This is a genomic window from Bradyrhizobium pachyrhizi (assembly GCF_001189245.1).
In the GTDB taxonomy this organism is placed as follows: domain Bacteria; phylum Pseudomonadota; class Alphaproteobacteria; order Rhizobiales; family Xanthobacteraceae; genus Bradyrhizobium; species Bradyrhizobium pachyrhizi.
Genome location: NZ_LFIQ01000084.1, coordinates 75,475 through 91,497, shown reverse-complemented (window position 1 = coordinate 91,497; position 16,023 = coordinate 75,475). Strand labels below are relative to the sequence as shown.

General features: G+C 65.7%; 14 protein-coding genes and 1 riboswitch. Of the genes, 10 read left to right on the top strand and 4 right to left on the bottom strand.

Annotation, left to right across the window (positions count from 1 at the left end; all coding sequences use genetic code 11):
• Both AKL29_RS43690 and AKL29_RS19220 read left to right on the top strand, forming a co-directional pair.
• Positions 1–520: invasion associated locus B family protein (locus AKL29_RS43690; RefSeq protein WP_193395232.1), on the top strand; the 520-nt coding region annotated here is incomplete at its 5' end.
• A gap of 73 nt (positions 521–593) precedes the next feature.
• Positions 594–1,295, top strand: coding sequence for a hypothetical protein (locus AKL29_RS19220; protein WP_152977659.1), 702 nt, complete (start codon positions 594–596; stop codon positions 1,293–1,295).
• Between the two features lie 87 nt (positions 1,296–1,382).
• Here the strand turns inward: AKL29_RS19220 and AKL29_RS19215 are convergent, their stop codons facing one another.
• Entirely contained in the window at positions 1,383–1,820 is a 438-nt protein-coding gene (locus tag AKL29_RS19215) for a hypothetical protein (RefSeq protein WP_028332906.1), read from the bottom strand.
• Positions 1,821–2,364: 544 nt separating this feature from the next.
• Here AKL29_RS19215 and AKL29_RS46315 point away from each other — a divergent pair.
• From AKL29_RS46315 to uca, 7 genes are all read left to right on the top strand, one after another.
• Positions 2,365–4,155 carry a peptidoglycan-binding domain-containing protein gene (locus tag AKL29_RS46315; RefSeq protein WP_050385208.1) on the top strand — a complete coding sequence of 597 codons (1,791 nt, stop codon included), beginning with the start codon at positions 2,365–2,367 and terminating at the stop codon, positions 4,153–4,155.
• 333 nt (positions 4,156–4,488) lie between these two features.
• A riboswitch (guanidine-I (ykkC/yxkD leader) is annotated at positions 4,489–4,599 on the top strand.
• Positions 4,600–4,678: 79 nt separating this feature from the next.
• Positions 4,679–5,752 carry a putative urea ABC transporter substrate-binding protein gene (locus AKL29_RS19200; protein WP_050385207.1) on the top strand — a complete coding sequence of 358 codons (1,074 nt, stop codon included), beginning with the start codon at positions 4,679–4,681 and terminating at the stop codon, positions 5,750–5,752.
• 91 nt (positions 5,753–5,843) lie between these two features.
• On the top strand, positions 5,844–6,662 hold the full coding sequence (locus AKL29_RS19195; RefSeq protein WP_050385275.1) for an ABC transporter permease: 819 nt from the start codon (positions 5,844–5,846) through the stop codon (positions 6,660–6,662).
• A complete protein-coding gene (locus AKL29_RS19190; RefSeq protein WP_050385206.1) occupies positions 6,659–7,492 on the top strand; it encodes an ABC transporter ATP-binding protein in 834 nt (277 codons plus the stop codon). Before AKL29_RS19195 ends, AKL29_RS19190 begins: the two co-directional genes overlap by 4 nt.
• Complete coding sequence (locus AKL29_RS19185; RefSeq protein ID WP_050385205.1) at positions 7,489–8,334, top strand: urea amidolyase associated protein UAAP1; 846 nt, start codon at positions 7,489–7,491, stop codon at positions 8,332–8,334. The genes AKL29_RS19190 and AKL29_RS19185 overlap by 4 nt, the downstream gene beginning before the upstream one ends.
• Entirely contained in the window at positions 8,331–8,984 is a 654-nt protein-coding gene (locus tag AKL29_RS19180; RefSeq protein ID WP_152977658.1) for an urea amidolyase associated protein UAAP2, read from the top strand. The genes AKL29_RS19185 and AKL29_RS19180 overlap by 4 nt, the downstream gene beginning before the upstream one ends.
• 3 nt (positions 8,985–8,987) lie before the next feature.
• Positions 8,988–12,530 carry an urea carboxylase gene (uca, locus tag AKL29_RS19175; protein WP_050385204.1) on the top strand — a complete coding sequence of 1,181 codons (3,543 nt, stop codon included), beginning with the start codon at positions 8,988–8,990 and terminating at the stop codon, positions 12,528–12,530.
• Positions 12,531–12,546: 16 nt separating this feature from the next.
• On the opposite strand, the gene AKL29_RS19170 is transcribed toward uca, so the two are convergent.
• On the bottom strand, positions 12,547–12,783 hold the full coding sequence (locus AKL29_RS19170; RefSeq protein WP_050385203.1) for a hypothetical protein: 237 nt from the start codon (positions 12,781–12,783) through the stop codon (positions 12,547–12,549).
• A 370-nt stretch (positions 12,784–13,153) separates the two neighbouring features.
• Here AKL29_RS19170 and AKL29_RS19165 point away from each other — a divergent pair, with 370 nt between their 5' ends.
• Positions 13,154–14,200 carry an AraC family transcriptional regulator gene (locus AKL29_RS19165; RefSeq protein WP_244482178.1) on the top strand — a complete coding sequence of 349 codons (1,047 nt, stop codon included), beginning with the start codon at positions 13,154–13,156 and terminating at the stop codon, positions 14,198–14,200.
• A gap of 290 nt (positions 14,201–14,490) precedes the next feature.
• On the opposite strand, the gene AKL29_RS19160 is transcribed toward AKL29_RS19165, so the two are convergent.
• Both AKL29_RS19160 and AKL29_RS19155 read right to left on the bottom strand, forming a co-directional pair.
• Positions 14,491–15,186 (bottom strand): ABC transporter ATP-binding protein, encoded by a 696-nt coding sequence (locus tag AKL29_RS19160; protein ID WP_050385202.1) that lies wholly within the window; start codon positions 15,184–15,186, stop codon positions 14,491–14,493.
• Positions 15,186–15,935 (bottom strand): ABC transporter ATP-binding protein, encoded by a 750-nt coding sequence (locus tag AKL29_RS19155; protein ID WP_050385201.1) that lies wholly within the window; start codon positions 15,933–15,935, stop codon positions 15,186–15,188. The genes AKL29_RS19160 and AKL29_RS19155 overlap by 1 nt, the downstream gene beginning before the upstream one ends.
• Positions 15,936–16,023: the final 88 nt, after the last annotated feature.

The window sequence follows — 16,023 nt, the reverse complement described above, 5'->3', positions numbered from 1 at the left end:
GGCGGCGGCGAACGCGGCCGCGCAGGGCGCGCCGCCATCCGCCTACAGCGTGAAGCCCTCGGACGTCGTGGTGCCGGAAGGCGAGACGCCCGGCGAGTTCCGGCGGATGATCCAGCCGTTCAAGAACTGGACCCTGATTTGCGACGAGAGTCTCAAATCGAAGCGCCGCGTCTGCAACGTCACGCAATCGATCGTCAACGCGCAGGGCGCGGTCGCCTTCAACTGGTCGCTGATCGGAACCGCCGACGGCAAACCGCTGATGGCGATGCGGATTCCCGCGGCCGCCGGGGTCGGCGCGCAGATCGAGCTCGCGATGGGCGACAGTCCGGACCGCATCGTCGCGCAGACCGACCGCTGCGATGCCAGTTTCTGCTTCGCCACGGTCGCGATCGGCAACGTGCTGAGGCGGCACATCCGCGCGGCGACGCCGTGCCGCGTGTCCTATCAGCTGCCGCAAGGGCCGATCGTGCTGGAGGCGCCGCTGGACGGACTGTCCGGTGTGCTGGCGAAGCTGAAATGAGACAACGGGCTGCATGCGGATCCGGAAGCCGGAGCGACGCATCGAAGTGCGGGACGAGAGGATGAATACGCCGATGCGACTGAAGACCCCCATCCTGATTTTCACGGCGGTCGTCGTGGCGGCGCTCAGTGCAGCCGGCGTCGTGGGCTATGCCCAGCAGATGCAGCCGGCCCAGTCGCAGCCGATGCCGCTGCAGCCGGCGACGCCCGCGCCGGCCAAAAAGCCCGCCGCCGCCGCGAAGCCGCAGCCGCACAAGCAGCGTCCGCAGGAAGCGCCGACGCCGCCGTCTGCCGCGGCTTCCGTTCCGCCGCAGCAGGCGGGCCAGCAACCGACCGTGTTCGACGAGCACGCGCGGCAGGGCAACATCGTGACCTGCGCCAATCTGTTCGGGACGCTCGGCCGCGGCCTCGCGATGAACTCCAACTACACCGCGCAGTCGCAGTGGGACGCCAAGGCCGGCAATTCGCATTCGGTGCAGTCGCTGGTCGCGCTCGCACCGAACCCGGGCGGCCAAGCCACCCCTGCCGCCAATCAGCAGGCCGCCGGCATTGTGTTTGCCGCGCCGGTTGGATCGTCCTGCGAAGGCAATCTGGTGCGGGTGACGCCGCGGACGGAGAGCTGTTCGACGGTGGCCGCCGAACTCGCCAAGCTCAACGGACAGACCGGCACGCTCGGTGAGCTCGCGACGATGGCGCTGCCGAACGGCGCGCAGGTGGTGCTGATTCCGTTAGGCAACGCCTGCGTCGCGGTGACCGCGCTGCGGGTCGCCGGGTAACGCTGCCGCTCAACCCGGTCGACCCTTGTCGGCCCCTTGCCGGCGCCAGTCAGCCCGGCTGGCGGCGCCGCGCCGGTCTCGGCGATCTCACCAATGACGCCAGCGATGATGCCAGCGCGGATAGCCGCCGCGATAATAGGCGTATGCCGGGCGCACCACGTGGCGATAGCGATAACCGTAATAGGCCGGCCGGTATCCGCTATAATATGTCGTGGTATAGCCGCCTCCCCAACGATACGGCGCAGCGTAATAGCCGTCGTCATAGGCATAGCTGCCGTAGCCGTAATAAGCGGGCGAATAGCCATAACCGTAGCCGTAGCCGGGGTAGCCGTAACCATAGGCATAGCCGGGATAGCCGTAGGCTGACGAGGCGAGACCACCGATGACTGCGCCGGCAATCAGTCCGCCTGCGAGCGCGCCACCCCAACCTCCGTGTCCCCACCGTGCTTCGGCGGGAGCCGGGGCTGCGATGGCGCTCACCCCAAGCGTACCGACGGTTGCAAGAACAAGGCCTGTTTTCCTCATGTGATCCTCCTCGATGATGATTGCCCAGCCGGTCAACGGAGGAGAGTGGCATTGGTTGCGAATGGCCGCACGCCTGCAACGATCCGGGCCTGGCAGCGAGGTGGGCGCAGCAGCTTGCCGTTGACGGCGAAGCAAATGTTCAAAGCCGAACGGAACCTGTTCCGATCCAGCGCCAGTCGCAGCGGACGATGATCCGCGTGAGCTCGCTGACCATCGTCATGACGACGAACGCACACGTCGATTCAAAACGGGAAAGCGTGGCAATCGGTTCCTGAAGCGCGATCAGACGTCGGGCCGCTGGCTCAAGATGAACTCAAGATGAACATGTGGTGTTCCCTTGGCGCGAAATGTCGCGTCGCGGCGGTGTCTAGGAACGGTGCGGGCGGCGCCGCTGTTTTCTCAGAGTTCACCGGTGAGACGCGCGCGCCGTTGCGTCGCGTCGTTCGCCGGCTTTGTTGGAGCGCGGCCGCGGTGCGGAGCGTGCCGGGCCATTTGGCGCCGGCTTCGCAATTCGGCAGCCGCAAAACTGCAGGAGGAATCGGTAATGCAGAGCAAGATCATGAAGAGCAAATTTCTGCTGACGACGGCCGTGCTGTTGGCCGGCGTCAGTCTCGCTTCGGCGCAGGGCATGCGCGAGGGCGGCGGCGGGGGCGGCATGGGTGGTGGCGGAAGCGTCGGCGCGGGCGGGAGCGGTGGCGGTGGTGAACACGGCCGCTCCGCAGGCTCGTCGGCCGGCAGTTCCGGCGGCGCAATGCATGGCGGTCCCGGGGCATCGCGAAGCGAAGGCATGACGGTCGGTCGCGGCCAAGGGGGCGCACGAGAAAGCCAGGGTGCACGAGAGAGCGGTCGGGCTGAAGGTCAGCTGGGCCGCGGTGCGGCCGAGCGCAGCCAGACCACCGGCCAGGCCCGCGAGAGCGGCCGCGCCGAGCAGGGGCAGCGCAGCCAGAGCCGGCAGGAGCAGACCGTCGGCCAGAGCCGAAGCCAGCGCGAGCAGATGGGCCGATCTGAATCCCGCGAACGCGGCAGCGCCACGACGCGGCAAAGCCAGCAGCAGCCGGAGAATCGCGCCAACGCCGCGAACCGCAGCCAGGGCACCACGACCGGTCAGGGGACGGCCCAGGACAAGGCTCAAGGCAAGGCGGGCACGACGACCGGCCAGAGCACGACCACGGGCCAGGCAAAGGGCGCGAACACGACCACCGGCCAGGGCACAACGGCAGCGCCGAATACGCGAGCCGGCCAGACCACGGGCGCGGCCGCTCCGCAGTCCGGTACGACGCAAAACCGGATGAACTCCGGACAGACCACCGGTCAGGCCCAGGGACAAGCCGGGACAACCGCTCAGACCCAGGCCCAGTCGAACGCCACGATCCAGACCGAGGCCGGGCGCACCGTGACCGCGCAGCAGCAGAGCACGATCCAGCGCTCGGTGCTGTCGGCGCGTAACGCGCCGCGCGTCAATGTCAGCACGATCAACTTCGCGGTCAATCCGGGCGTGGTGGTGCCGCGGAGGTTCAACGCGGTGTCGGTTGCCGCCTTCCCGGCGCTGATCGATGCGTTCCCGTATTATCGCGACGACAGCTTCTTCGTCGTCGAGGATGAAGTCGTGTTCCTCGATCGCGAGCGCCGCGTCGTCGACGTGGTCCCGGTCGGACCGCGGACGCGCTTCAGCCATCGCGGCGGTGGCGGTGGTGGCGGCGGTAGCGTTGCGATGATGGACCTGAACCCGCAGCAGATCCGCGAGGTGCAGCAGGTGCTGATCGACCGCGGCCTGCTGGTCGGCGAGGCCGACGGCGTATTGGGATCGCGGACCCGCGAGGCGCTGATCACCTTCCAGCGTCAGGAGGGCATCACGACCAGCGGCAGCGTCGACACGCGCACGGTGACCGCACTCGGCCTGTCGGATCGGATCGGTCAGGGCGCGGGCGCATCGTCGACGGTCGGCCAGAGCCGCACCCAGCAGAACACGACTGGACAGACGACCGGTCAGACCAACAACGCGCCGCAGAACCAGTCGACCGGCCAGACTGGCACTCAGCAACCTGCCCAGCAGAACACGACCGGGCAGACCACGGGTCAGGCGAACTCGCCGCAGAACCAGTCGACAACCGGCCAGAGCGGAAATCAACCGTCCGCTCAGCAGCAGGCCCCGCAGCAGAATACGACGGGCCAGGCTGCACCGCAGAACCAGTCGACCGTCGGTCAGGGCAGCGGCAACCAGCCAAATGCCGGCCGGGACACGCAGTCCAGCCAGCCCAACCAGAACAACAATCCGCCGTCGTCAGGCTCAGGCCAGAGCCCGCAGACGCCGGCGCAAAACTCCGATCGGAAATAGGATCTCTGTGCAGGAGCCCCGCTGCAGAGCGGGGCTCTTTTTTGCGATCTTGCGATCAGTCTTTTAGTTCGGACTTCGGCACCAGGCCGAACCGGCCGTGCAATCCACGCCAGAGGCCGGCGCACAGAACGCTCAGAAGCTTGCGCATCGAACTCCACTCGACATCAGCCATCGCGTGATCCTGCTGATGCCGGTGGCGAAAGGACAGAGCCAATTCTGAGCAGGTCTGCGCAATCTTTGAGCAAGACACGGTCGTGGCTGCGCCGTGCGCGCGGAAAAATCTCATGAGATTCAATTGCCGGCCCGCTGGCACGCCTCGTGCATCAATGGCGTCGAGTTGGCCGCTAGGGTTCCGATCTTGCCAAGCAAGGTGCTGGTCCGAGAGCAGCCGCTTGCGGGGGAGACATCCCCGCAGGTGCACGGCGGGATAAAAGCCCGGGAGACCTCGTCAGCCAAGGGATTGGCGGAGCGATGGTCTTTTCGCCAGTCCCTTTTTGTGAAGTTTTCGCAAGAGGGATCGGCAATGAACAAATTCGTTTTCTTCCTTCGCTCTGTTGTCATCGGCTGCGCGGTCGCGCTGGCGGCTGTGCCTGCGGCCGACGCCGCGCCGAAGAAAAGCTTCAAGGTCGCCTGGTCGATCTATGTCGGATGGATGCCGTGGGGCTATGCGGCCGACACCGGCATCGTCAAGAAATGGGCCGACAAATACGGCATCGCGATCGAGGTCAAGCAGTTCAACGACTACGTCGAATCGATCAACCAGTACACCGCCGGCGGCTATGACGCCGTCACCATCACCAACATGGACGCACTCTCGATTCCGGCAGCCGGTGGCGTCGACACCACCGCGGTCGTGATGGGCGATTTCTCCAACGGCAACGATGCGGTGATCCTGAAGAACAAGACCGATCTCGCCGCGATCAAGGGCCAGACGGTCAACCTGGTCGAGTTTTCGGTGTCGCATTATCTGCTGGCGCGCGCGCTCGAGACCAGCAAGCTGAGCGAGAAGGACGTCAAGGTCATCAACACCTCCGACGCCGATATCGCGGCCGCCTACAAGACGCCTGACGTCAGCGCGGTGGTGACCTGGAATCCGATCGTAACCGAAATCCTCGGCTCGCCCGACGCGAAGAAGGTGTTCGATTCCTCGCAGATCCCCGGCGAGATCATGGACCTGATGGTGGTGAACACAGCGGTCGCGAAAGACAATCCGGATTTCGCCAAGGCGCTGGTCGGCATCTGGTACGAGACCCTCTCCAAGATGACGGCGAACGATGCCGCGGCGAAGGCCGCCAAGGAGGCGATGGCCAAGGCCTCCGGCACCGACCTTGCGGGCTTCGACAGCCAGCTCTCGACCACAAAACTGTTCGACAAGGCAACCGACGCCGAAGCTTTTACGCGCAGCAAGACCGTCGGGGCGACGATGGATCGCGTGCGCAAGTTCCTGTTCGAGAAGGACCTGCTCGGCAAGGGGGCGAAATCGGCTGACGCCGTCGGCATCGAACTCGCCGACAAGTCGGTGCTGGGCGACAAGTCGAATGTCAAGCTGCGCTTCGACCCGACCTACATGGACGAAGCCGCCAAGGGCAAGCTCTGACGTCTTGCTTGACGCGTTTTCTTCACGCGAACCGGAATCCACTTCGCTCGAAAACGCTTTGCACAGCGCCATCCGCAAGCAGGAGCCGCCCATGCGACTTGTGAACCTACGGCCGGGACGGCAGACGCGATTCTATCTGCTCGCGCTGCCGTTCGTATTGGTCGCAATCGCCTACTTCGCCGGCTCCAGCGCGCGGCTCGCGCAGAACCCGAACGACAAGCTGCTGCCGGCGCTGCCGAGCATGGTGCAGGCGGTCAAGCAGATGGCGTTCGAGGTCGACGCACGCACCGGCGGCTATCTGATGGCCTCCGACACCGTCGCCAGCCTGGGGCGACTGGGCTCGGCGCTGGCGATCTCGACGGCAGCTGCGCTGGTGCTCGGGATCGTGATCGGGCTGTTGCCGGGCGCCAACGCCCTGCTCGGGCCGTTCGTGTCTGTCACCTCGATGGTGCCGCCGCTGGCGCTGTTGCCGATCCTGTTCATCGTGATGGGGCTCGGGGAGAATTCCAAGATCGCGCTGATCGTGATCGGGACGCTGCCTTGCATGATCCGCGATCTCGCCATGAAGGTGCAGGAGCTGCCGCGCGAGCAGATCGTCAAGGCGCAGACGCTCGGCGCCTCGACCTGGCAGATCGCGCTGCGCGTCGCGATGCCGCAAACCCTGCCGCGGTTGATCGACGTGCTGCGCCTGCAGCTCGGGCCGGCGTGGCTGTTCCTGATCGCGGCCGAGGCGATCGCCTCCGATTCCGGGCTCGGCTACCGGATCTTCCTGGTCCGACGCTATCTCGCGATGGACGTCATCATTCCCTACGTCGCCTGGATCACGCTGCTGGCGTTCCTGATCGATGTCGGCCTGCGCGTCATGCAGCGAAGGTTGTTTCCGTGGTTTGCCTCGGTGAGGGCGGAATGAGCGCGATCCGCTTCGACGACGTCTGGAAGGAATATGGCGACCACATCGTGCTCGAGCGCATCACGATGGAGGTCGAACCGCGCGCCTTCATTGCGCTGGTCGGCCCGTCCGGCTGCGGCAAGACCACGCTGCTCCGCATGTTGCTCGGCGAGGAGCAGCCGACCCGCGGCCAGATCCTGGTCGACGGCAAGCCGTTGCCCGGCGAGCCGGACGCCGACCGCGGCGTGGTGTTCCAGCGCTACTCGGTGTTTCCGCATCTGACGGTCTTGCAGAACGTCATGCTCGGGCGCGAACTGCGCGACGCCAAATTCACCGGCCGGCTGTTCGGCGCCGCGCGGCGCGCCGCCGCCGACGAAGCGATCAAGCTGCTCGCCGAGGTCGGGCTCGCCGGCCAGGAGGGCAAGTACCCGTCCGCTTTGTCGGGCGGCATGCAGCAGCGGCTCGCGCTGGCGCAGGCGATCATGCGCGGCCCGAAGATCCTGCTGCTCGACGAGCCGTTCGGTGCGCTCGATCCCGGAATCCGCGCCGACATTCACCTTCTGATGAAGCGGCTCTGGAACGAGACCCATCTCACCGTCGTGATGGTGACGCATGACCTCAGTGAAGCCTTCGGGCTCGCGACGCGGGTGATCGCGCTGGAGCGGCAGCGCAACCGGCCGGAGGAGCGCGACCGCTACGGTGCCACCGTGTCGCGCGACCTCGAGATCTTTCCGCGCCGCAGCGCAGAGCTGCGATCGTCAGTTCAACCAGCTCCGACCGGGACGACCCGGTCAGGCAAGGAGCATCAGCCGGGACGGCCCGGCGCTCTCGTCTTGAAGGAGCAACCATGATCCTCACAGAGGAACAAAAGGCCGAGATCGCGGCGCATACCCGGCGGTATAACGAGCTGAAGGCGGCGGGACAGGAGCACGCGCCGCGCGCACTGCCGGCGCCGACTGCGCGCGACGCCGCGCCGATCGATGCCGACACGGTCATGCACCGTGAGACGATCCCGTCCGGCTGGTACTGGACCACGCGGTTGAACCGCGGCGATACCCTGCGCATCGTCAACACGTCGGGGACGTCGACCGTCAGCCTGCTCGCCTGGAACAGTGCCGACACCACCGAGCGGCTCAACCACGCCGACACCATCAAGGTGCAGTGGGCGGCGCGGCTGCAGAAGGGGCGGGTGCTGCTGTCCGACATGGGGCGCGCGCTGCTCGGCATCACCGAGGACAGCAGTGCCGCGCATGATGCGGTGGTCGGCGGCTCGACCGCGACGACCAACCAGGCCAAATACGGCGACGGCAATTTCCGCAACACGCGCGACAATTTCATTCTCGCCGCGACCAAGCTCGGATTGGATCGTCGCGACGTCCATCCCTGTGTCAGCTTGTTCGCACCGGTCGCGATCGACGCCGACGGCAAGTTCGTCTGGTCGGAGCAGCGGCGGCAGCAGGGCGATTTCGTCGACCTGCGCGCGGAGATGGAGCTTCTGATCGCGCTGTCGAACTGCCCGCATCCGCTCGATCCCGCCAAAACCTATCCGCAGGCCAGCGTGGAGATCGTGCGCTACCGCGCGGCCGCACCGGCGGCCGACGATCTGTGCCGGACTGCGACCGCGGAAGCGGTCCGCGCCTGTCAGAACAATGCGCTGTATCTCGGCGAAACCCTGGAAGGAGCCGTGCGATGACCATGCAATCTGTTCGCACCGGCCGCCGCATCGTTCTCGATGTCGAAATTCCCGCGCGCAAGCCGTGGTCGGCGATCATCCGCAAGGGGCAGACGCTGCGGATCACCGATAGCCACGGCCAGCAGGCGGTCGACACGCTGTTCTATTGCGCCGGTGATTTCGGCGAGCGCTACAGCGGCCAGGATACGCTGCGCGCACAGGGCTCGGCCTATGTTGGGCTCGGCACCAGGATCATGTCCAACGAAGGTCGCGTGATGCTGCGCGTCACGGCCGACAGTTGCGGCCTGCACGACACCTCGGCGGGCGCCTGCTCCTGCGAGAGCAACACCGTGCGGTTCGGGCACCAGACCCGCTACCAGCACGCCTGTCGCGAGAATTTCGTGATCGAAGCCGCGAAATACGGCATGTCGAAGCGGGACATCGTGCCGAATCTCAACTTCTTCATGAACGTGCCGATCGATCCCGCCGGCAATTTCACCGTGGTCGATGGCGTCTCCAAGCCCGGTGACGCCATCGAGCTGGTCGCCGAGATGGACGTGCTGTGCCTGATCTCGAACTGCCCGCAGATCAACAATCCCTGCAACGGCTTCTTCCCGACGCCGGTGCAGGTGACGATCTTCGACGTCGCGATCGTCGAGCCGGAGGCGTGAGGCATGTTCAGCAAGGTCCTGATTGCCAACCGCGGCGAGATCGCCGGGCGGATCGGCAGAACATTGCGCCGCATGGGCATCGGTTCGGTCGCGGTCTATTCCGACGCCGACCGTTTCACCCGGCCGGTGCTCGACGCCGACGAGGCGGTGCGGATCGGTCCTGCACCGGCCGCGGAGAGCTATCTCAACGTCGATGCGATCATGGCGGCGTGCCTTGCGACCGGTGCGCAGGCGGTGCATCCCGGTTACGGCTTCCTGTCGGAGAACCGCCGTTTCGCCGAGTGGCTCGCCGAGCACGGCATCAAGTTCATCGGGCCGCGGCCTGAGCATCTCGACGCCTTCGGCCTCAAGCACAAGGCACGCGAGATCGCCGAGCGCAGTGGCGTGCCGCTGCTGCCGGGCTCCGGCCTGCTGGAGACGATCGACGTGGCGGTGCGCGAGGCCGAAGCAATCGGCTTTCCGGTGATGTTGAAGAGCACGGCGGGCGGCGGCGGTATCGGCATGCAGCTCTGCCACGACATGGCGACGCTGCGCGAGCGATTCGAATCGGTGCAGCGCACGGCGCGGGCCAGCTTCGGCGACGCCCGGGTCTATCTCGAGCGGTTCGTTGCGCGAGCGCGGCATATCGAGGTGCAAATCTTCGGCAATGGCAAGGGCGGCGTGGTGGCGCTCGGTGAACGCGATTGCTCGCTGCAACGGCGCAACCAGAAGGTCTTTGAGGAGACGCCCGCGCCGGGGCTGTCCGCCTACATCCGCCGGCGGCTGCACGCGGCCGCGGTGTCGCTCGGCAAGGCCGTGTCGTACGAGTCCGCCGGCACGGTGGAGTTCATCTACGACGTCGAGCGCGACGATTTCTATTTCCTCGAGGTGAACACCCGCTTGCAGGTCGAGCATCCCGTCACCGAGCAGGTCACCGGCGTCGACCTCGTCGAATGGATGATCCGACAGGCGGCCGGCGAGGATGTGCTCGGCCAGGCGGGCTCGCTTGCACCAAACGGCGCGGCGATCGAGGTGCGGCTCTATGCCGAGAACCCGGGCGCCGGCTTTCGCCCGAGCGCAGGCCGGCTGACGCGGGTCAGCTTTTCGCCGGATGCGCGAATCGACGGCTGGATCGAGACCGGCACCGAAGTGTCGCCGTTCTACGATCCGATGCTGGCCAAGATCATCGTTTCAGCCGAGACGCGCGAGGCCGCGATCGCCCGGCTTTCGAAAGCGCTGGACGATACGGTCGTAGCCGGCATCGAGACCAATCTCGACTATCTGCGCGCGATTGCGGCGTCCGACGTGTTCCGCAGCGGGCAGGTGGCGACGAGTGTGCTTGGCGAATTCGGCTATCGCCCCCGCACCATCGACGTTGTCGCGCCGGGCGCGCAGAGCGGGGTGCAGGAATTGCCCGGCCGGCTGCATCTCTGGCATGTCGGCGTGCCGCCGAGCGGCCCGATGGACGAACGGTCGTTTCGCCTCGCCAATCGCGTGGTCGGCAATCCGGAGACGACGACCGCACTGGAGCTGACGGTCAACGGGCCAACCTTGCGCTTCAACACCGATGCGATCGTCGCGCTATCGGGCGCGCAGATGAAGGCGTCGCTCGACGGCACTGATGTCACCTACGATGAGCCGCTCGCGATACGCGCCGGCCAGACGCTCGTGATCGGCAGCATCAAGGGCCCGGGCCAGCGCACCTATCTCGCCGTGCGCGGCGGCATCGACGTGCCCGAAATTCTCGGGTCGCGTGCTGTGTTTGCGCTCGGCGCCTTCGGCGGCCATGCGACGGGATCGCTGAAGGCCGGCGACGTCTTGCATATCGGTGCCGAGCCATCGGGCCTTGCGGCGCCGCGGCGCGCCACGGAGGACGAGCGGCCGCAGCTCACATCGGCGTGGCAGATCGGCGTGGTCTATGGCCCGCACGGCGCGCCGGATTTCTTCCTCGACGAGGATATCGAGACGCTGTTCGCGGCGAGCTATGAGGTGCATTTCAACAGCGCCCGCACCGGCGTGCGGCTGATCGGGCCGAAGCCGCGCTGGGCCCGCGCCGACGGCGGCGAGGCCGGGCTGCATCCGTCGAACATCCATGACAACGCCTATGCGGTCGGCTCGATCGACTTTACCGGCGACATGCCGATCATCCTCGGGCCCGACGGACCGAGCCTCGGCGGCTTCGTCTGTCCGGCCGTGGTCGCGCGCGACGAGCTCTGGAAGGTCGGCCAGCTCCGGCCCGGCGACACGGTCCGCTTCGTGCCGGTTAAACGCGACGATCCGGTGGCCGGCCCCACGGTGCTGCGCGCGCCCGAGCTCGGATCGGCGATCATTGGTCGGAATGACGACGGCCGGATTCCGGTGGTCTACCGCCGCGCCGGCGACGACAATCTCCTGGTCGAATATGGTCCGATGGAACTCGACATCGCGCTGCGGCTGCGTGTGCACGTGCTGGCGCAGGCGCTGGAAGAGGCGAAGCTCGCCGGCCTTGTCGATTTGACACCCGGCATCCGCTCGCTGCAGATCCATTACGACGGCACGGCGCTGCCACGGCAAAAGCTGCTCGACGTGCTCAAGCGGATCGAGCGCGAGTTGCCGCCGGTCGACGCGATGCGGGTGCCGAGCCGGACCGTGCATCTGCCGCTGTCGTGGCGCGATCCGCAGGCCGAGCTTGCGATGCGCAAATATCAGGAGCTGGTGCGCGCGGACGCGCCATGGTGTCCGTCGAATGTCGAGTTCATCCGGCGCATCAACGGACTTGCGAGCGAGGACGACGTTCGCCGCATCGTGTTCGACGCGGATTATTTCGTGCTCGGCCTCGGCGACGTCTATCTCGGCGCGCCGGTGGCGACGCCGCTCGACCCGCGGCATCGGCTGGTGACCACGAAGTACAACCCGGCGCGGACCTGGACGCCGGAGAACGCGGTCGGCCTCGGCGGCGCCTATATGTGCATCTACGGCATGGAAGGGCCGGGCGGCTACCAGCTGTTCGGCCGCACCGTCCAGGTCTGGAACACCTGGCGCACCACGCCGGTGTTCGAGCCGGGCCATCCCTGGCTGCTGCGGTTCTTCGACAAGATCCGCTTCTTCCCGGTCGACGCCGATGAACTCCTCGACGCCCGCGCCGAGTTCCCGCACGGCCAATACGACATCAGGATCGAAGAGGGCGAGTTCTCCTACGCCGACTACGCCAGGACACTGGCCGACGCCAAGCTATCGATCGCCGCGTTCAAGGCAACGCAGCAGGCCGCGTTCGACGCCGAGCGCCAGCGCTGGCGCGAGATGAAGCTCGACGAGGCGCCGGCTGAAACGATCGATGCGGCAGCCGCCGCGACGGGGATTCCCGACGGTCAGATCGGCGCGTTCTCCGAAGTGCCTGGTAACATCTGGAAGGTGCTGGTCGAGGAGGGCGCCAAGGTCGCGGCCGGCGACGTGCTGGCCATCATCGAGTCGATGAAGATGGAGATCTCCGTGCACGCGCCCGCGGCAGGGCGCATCGCTTCGGTGCCGGTGAAACCCGGCCAGACGCTGCGCGCGGGCGACGTGGTGGCGTTGCTCCGGCCGGGCTAGGGCGGCTACAGCCGCGCTAGTCCTTGGGATCGGCCGGAGGGACGAGCGGAGCGGGCGTCTCGACCTCTTTCTCCACCCGCTGCCGGCTTTGATAATCAATTGACGCGTTTTGCCTTAACAACCGATCGATCTTCATCCTTACGCGGCGTGCCGCCAGCAATCCAAGGACCGCCTGAACCGTTCCCGAGTAGTTGCGATCGCCGATGGAGAACGAGTAACGCCAGGTGCCCGCAGTCTCGCCTTCAATGATCATGTAATGAATTGAACGATGAATGCCGCTATGCTGGGCGGGTGTTTGTCCAACCACGACCTAGCCCATATGGCTTTTCGCTTCGGCACCAATCGCCTGTCCCAGCGAATTTGCATGCTTGACCAAGCCCATGACGAGTTCGCCCCTGCGCGGGCCCATTGGAAGCCGACTGCCGTCGTTTCAAGGCAGAAATGGAGTGCCCGCGAAGCACTCGGCTAGACGATTTGCGTCCGTTGCGTCTTGTGATCCTGGGTCGTTAAATTGCGAGAAGGTGTCAGACCGGATGCCTCGAACCCATGAGCTCGTTTGACATAGGTCAAGATACGATCCTGGAAGCTCCCGACGTTGAGCCACGAACATAATTCGGTGCCGAATGAAAGCCGCCACACGCCGTGAAAGCGCCTTGCCGTCGATACCGAGCTCTGCCGGGGGAATCGCGCGTCTCGCATGTGCCCGGCTGCGCGATGCGCAGGTTGATCCGGTCCCGATCGTGTCAGCTGCAGGCCTGGCAATCGACGACGTCGAGGACCGCAAGCGCCGCATCGATGCACGAGCGCAGGTCAGGCTGCTCGAACTCGCCGCAAGGGAATTGCAGGACGACTGCTTCGGACTCCATCTGGCTCAAGGCTTCGAGCTGGGCGAGATCGGGCTTCTGTACTACGTCATGGCTTCATCGGAGCATCTCGTTGACGCCTTGCAGATCGGCGGACGCTACTGCGCGATCAACAACGAGGGTGTGCGGTTGCGGAGCTCGCTGGATCGCGGCTTCGCCATCGGGTTCGAATATGTCAACATCGATCGGTCGTCGGATCGTCATCATGCGGAATTCTGGCTGGTGGCGTTGATCCGTATTTGCCGCGCACTGACTGACGGCAGGCTGGTCCCGAACCAAATCAAGTTGAAGCACTCCAGACGAGAAACGCCGTCGGATGTGCGATCTCTTCTTGGATGCGAGATCGAATTTGCAGCGGAAAGCGACGAGCTTTTGTTTCCGTCCCGGATCGGCGCATTGCCTGTCGTGGGTGCCGATTTGCATCTCAACAGGATGTTGCTCCAATATGCCGATGAAGCGCTTCGTAACCGGGCACCGAGACGAAGCAGCTTGCAGTCACGCGTCGAAGGACACATTGCCCAGCTGCTTCCGCACGGCAAAGCCAATGCCGAGGCGGTCGCGCGTCGTCTTGGCATGAGCCGGAGAACTCTCGCTCGCGCATTGTCCTCGGAGGGGGTGGACTTCTCAGACGTTCTCAAGGCGTTTCGAATTGCCCTTGCCCGCCATTACCTCGAAGATGAGGAGCTGCCGATTTCCAAGATCGCATGGCTATTGGGCTACAGCGAGGTCTCTTCCTTCACACACGCGTTCGTCCGCTGGACCGGCCTCACGCCGAGGGCCTATCGCAGTTCGAATGGCGATCGGTGATGGGCTGACACCAGCTCTCAACTAGCTGGCACAGACTAGCAAGACCTGGCGGAGCGTACTCCGCTAGGGCAGTCCCATGCAGTCGAACTTCTTTTCCCGGCTCGCGTGTCGCTGTCGCCGCGCTTCGGCCGTGGTTTTCGGCCCCATGACCGGGGACGACTGGCTATTCCTGGCTTCGATAATTTGTTTCCACAGTCTCTTGGTGGCGCTGGTCTGGGTCGTGTTCGCGAACTGACTGATGGCGCTGCTACGTCGACGTTCGATTGCTTTGTCGATCCGCCGGTGTCCGCCTACACCTCGAGCCATTCCTCGCGAACGGCCGCATTGCTCTTGAGCTGGTCGGGGGTACCTTCGAACACCACGCGGCCGTGGCCCATGATGTAGACCCGGTTGGAGATCTTCATCGCGATCGAGAGTTTCTGCTCGACCAGCAGAATGGCGACGCCGGCCTTGGCGATCCGTGCGATCAGCTCGCCGACCTGCTGCACGATCAGCGGCGCGAGACCTTCGGTCGGCTCGTCGATCATCATCAATTCGGGGTCGCCGAGCAGCGTGCGGCAGGTGGTCAGCATCTGCTTCTCGCCGCCCGACAGCACGCCCGCCGGCGTATCGGCGCGCGCGGCGAGGTTGGGGAACATGTCGAGCATCTCCTGCAGCCGCCACTTGCCGGGGCGGCGCGGGTCCTTGATGCCGAGGATCAGGTTCTGGCGAACCGTCAGGCTCGGGAAGATATCGCGATGCTCGGGCACATAGCCGAGGCCGAGGCGTGCGATCTTGTGGCTCGGAAGACCTGCGATATCCTGGCCCTTGAAGCGGATGGTGCCCTGCGGCGGCACCTCGCCCATGATCGCCTTGACGGTGGTGGAGCGGCCGACGCCATTGCGCCCGAGCAAGCTGACGACCTCGCCGGCGGCGATGTCGAGATCGACGCCTTGCAGGATGTGGCTCTTGCCGTAATAGGCGTGAAGATTCCTGACCTCCAGCATCAGTCGATCTCCTCGCCGAGATAGGCTTCCTTGACCTTCGGGTTGCCGCGGATTTCCTCCGGCGTGCCGGAGGCGATGATGTGGCCGTAGACCAGCACCGAGATGCGGTCGGCGAGGCCGAACACCACGCTCATGTCATGCTCGACGATGACGAGCGTGCGTCCCTCGGTGAGGCGACGGATCAGGGCGACGGCTCGCTCGGTCTCGGCGTGGCTCATGCCCGCGGTCGGCTCGTCCAGCATGATGACGCTGGCGCCGCCGGCGATCGTGATGCCGATCTCGAGCTCGCGCTGCTCGGCATAGGTCAAAAGGCCCGCCGGCACGTCGCGGCGGTGGCTGAGATGGATGTCGTCGAGGATCTGCGCGGTGCGCTGCTTCACCTCCGGCAGATTGTCGACGTTCTTCCAGAACGCGTAGCGGTGGCCGGTCGCCCACAGCACGGCGCAGCGGACGTTCTCCCACACCGTCATGCGGGCGAACACGTTGGTGACCTGGAATGAGCGCGACAGCCCGCGCCGGTTGATCTCGAAGGGCCGCAAGCCCGAGGTCACCTCGCCGTTGAGGCGGATCTCGCCCGAGGTCGGCTTGATGTGGCCGCTGATCAGGTTGAACGTCGTCGACTTGCCGGCGCCGTTCGGGCCGATGATGGCGTGGCGCTCACCCTTGGCGACGCTCAGGTTGAGGTCGCGGATGATGGCAACATTGCCGAAGCTCTTCTCGACGGCGTTGACTTGGATGGCTGTGGTCATGCGAGATACCCCCGGTCACGGGCCACCGTCGCGGCGCGGTCCCAGGCTTCCGCAACGCGCCGCCAGGTGATGCGCGCGACCAGGAAGC

Excerpts from the sequence above, each read along its gene's own strand:
- AKL29_RS46315 (WP_050385208.1), top strand. The coding sequence starts at position 2,365 with ATGCAGAGCAAGATCATGAAGAGCAAATTTCTGCTGACGACGGCCGTG.
- AKL29_RS19215 (WP_028332906.1), bottom strand. The coding sequence starts at position 1,820 with ATGAGGAAAACAGGCCTTGTTCTTGCAACCGTCGGTACGCTTGGGGTG.
- AKL29_RS19200 (WP_050385207.1), top strand. The coding sequence starts at position 4,679 with ATGAACAAATTCGTTTTCTTCCTTCGCTCTGTTGTCATCGGCTGCGCG.
- AKL29_RS19155 (WP_050385201.1), bottom strand. The coding sequence starts at position 15,935 with ATGACCACAGCCATCCAAGTCAACGCCGTCGAGAAGAGCTTCGGCAAT.
- uca (WP_050385204.1), top strand. The coding sequence starts at position 8,988 with ATGTTCAGCAAGGTCCTGATTGCCAACCGCGGCGAGATCGCCGGGCGG.
- AKL29_RS19170 (WP_050385203.1), bottom strand. The coding sequence starts at position 12,783 with ATGATCATTGAAGGCGAGACTGCGGGCACCTGGCGTTACTCGTTCTCC.
- AKL29_RS19195 (WP_050385275.1), top strand. The coding sequence starts at position 5,844 with ATGCGACTTGTGAACCTACGGCCGGGACGGCAGACGCGATTCTATCTG.
- AKL29_RS19190 (WP_050385206.1), top strand. The coding sequence starts at position 6,659 with ATGAGCGCGATCCGCTTCGACGACGTCTGGAAGGAATATGGCGACCAC.
- AKL29_RS19180 (WP_152977658.1), top strand. The coding sequence starts at position 8,331 with ATGACCATGCAATCTGTTCGCACCGGCCGCCGCATCGTTCTCGATGTC.
- AKL29_RS19165 (WP_244482178.1), top strand. The coding sequence starts at position 13,154 with ATGAAAGCCGCCACACGCCGTGAAAGCGCCTTGCCGTCGATACCGAGC.
- AKL29_RS19185 (WP_050385205.1), top strand. The coding sequence starts at position 7,489 with ATGATCCTCACAGAGGAACAAAAGGCCGAGATCGCGGCGCATACCCGG.
- AKL29_RS19220 (WP_152977659.1), top strand. The coding sequence starts at position 594 with ATGCGACTGAAGACCCCCATCCTGATTTTCACGGCGGTCGTCGTGGCG.
- AKL29_RS19160 (WP_050385202.1), bottom strand. The coding sequence starts at position 15,186 with ATGCTGGAGGTCAGGAATCTTCACGCCTATTACGGCAAGAGCCACATC.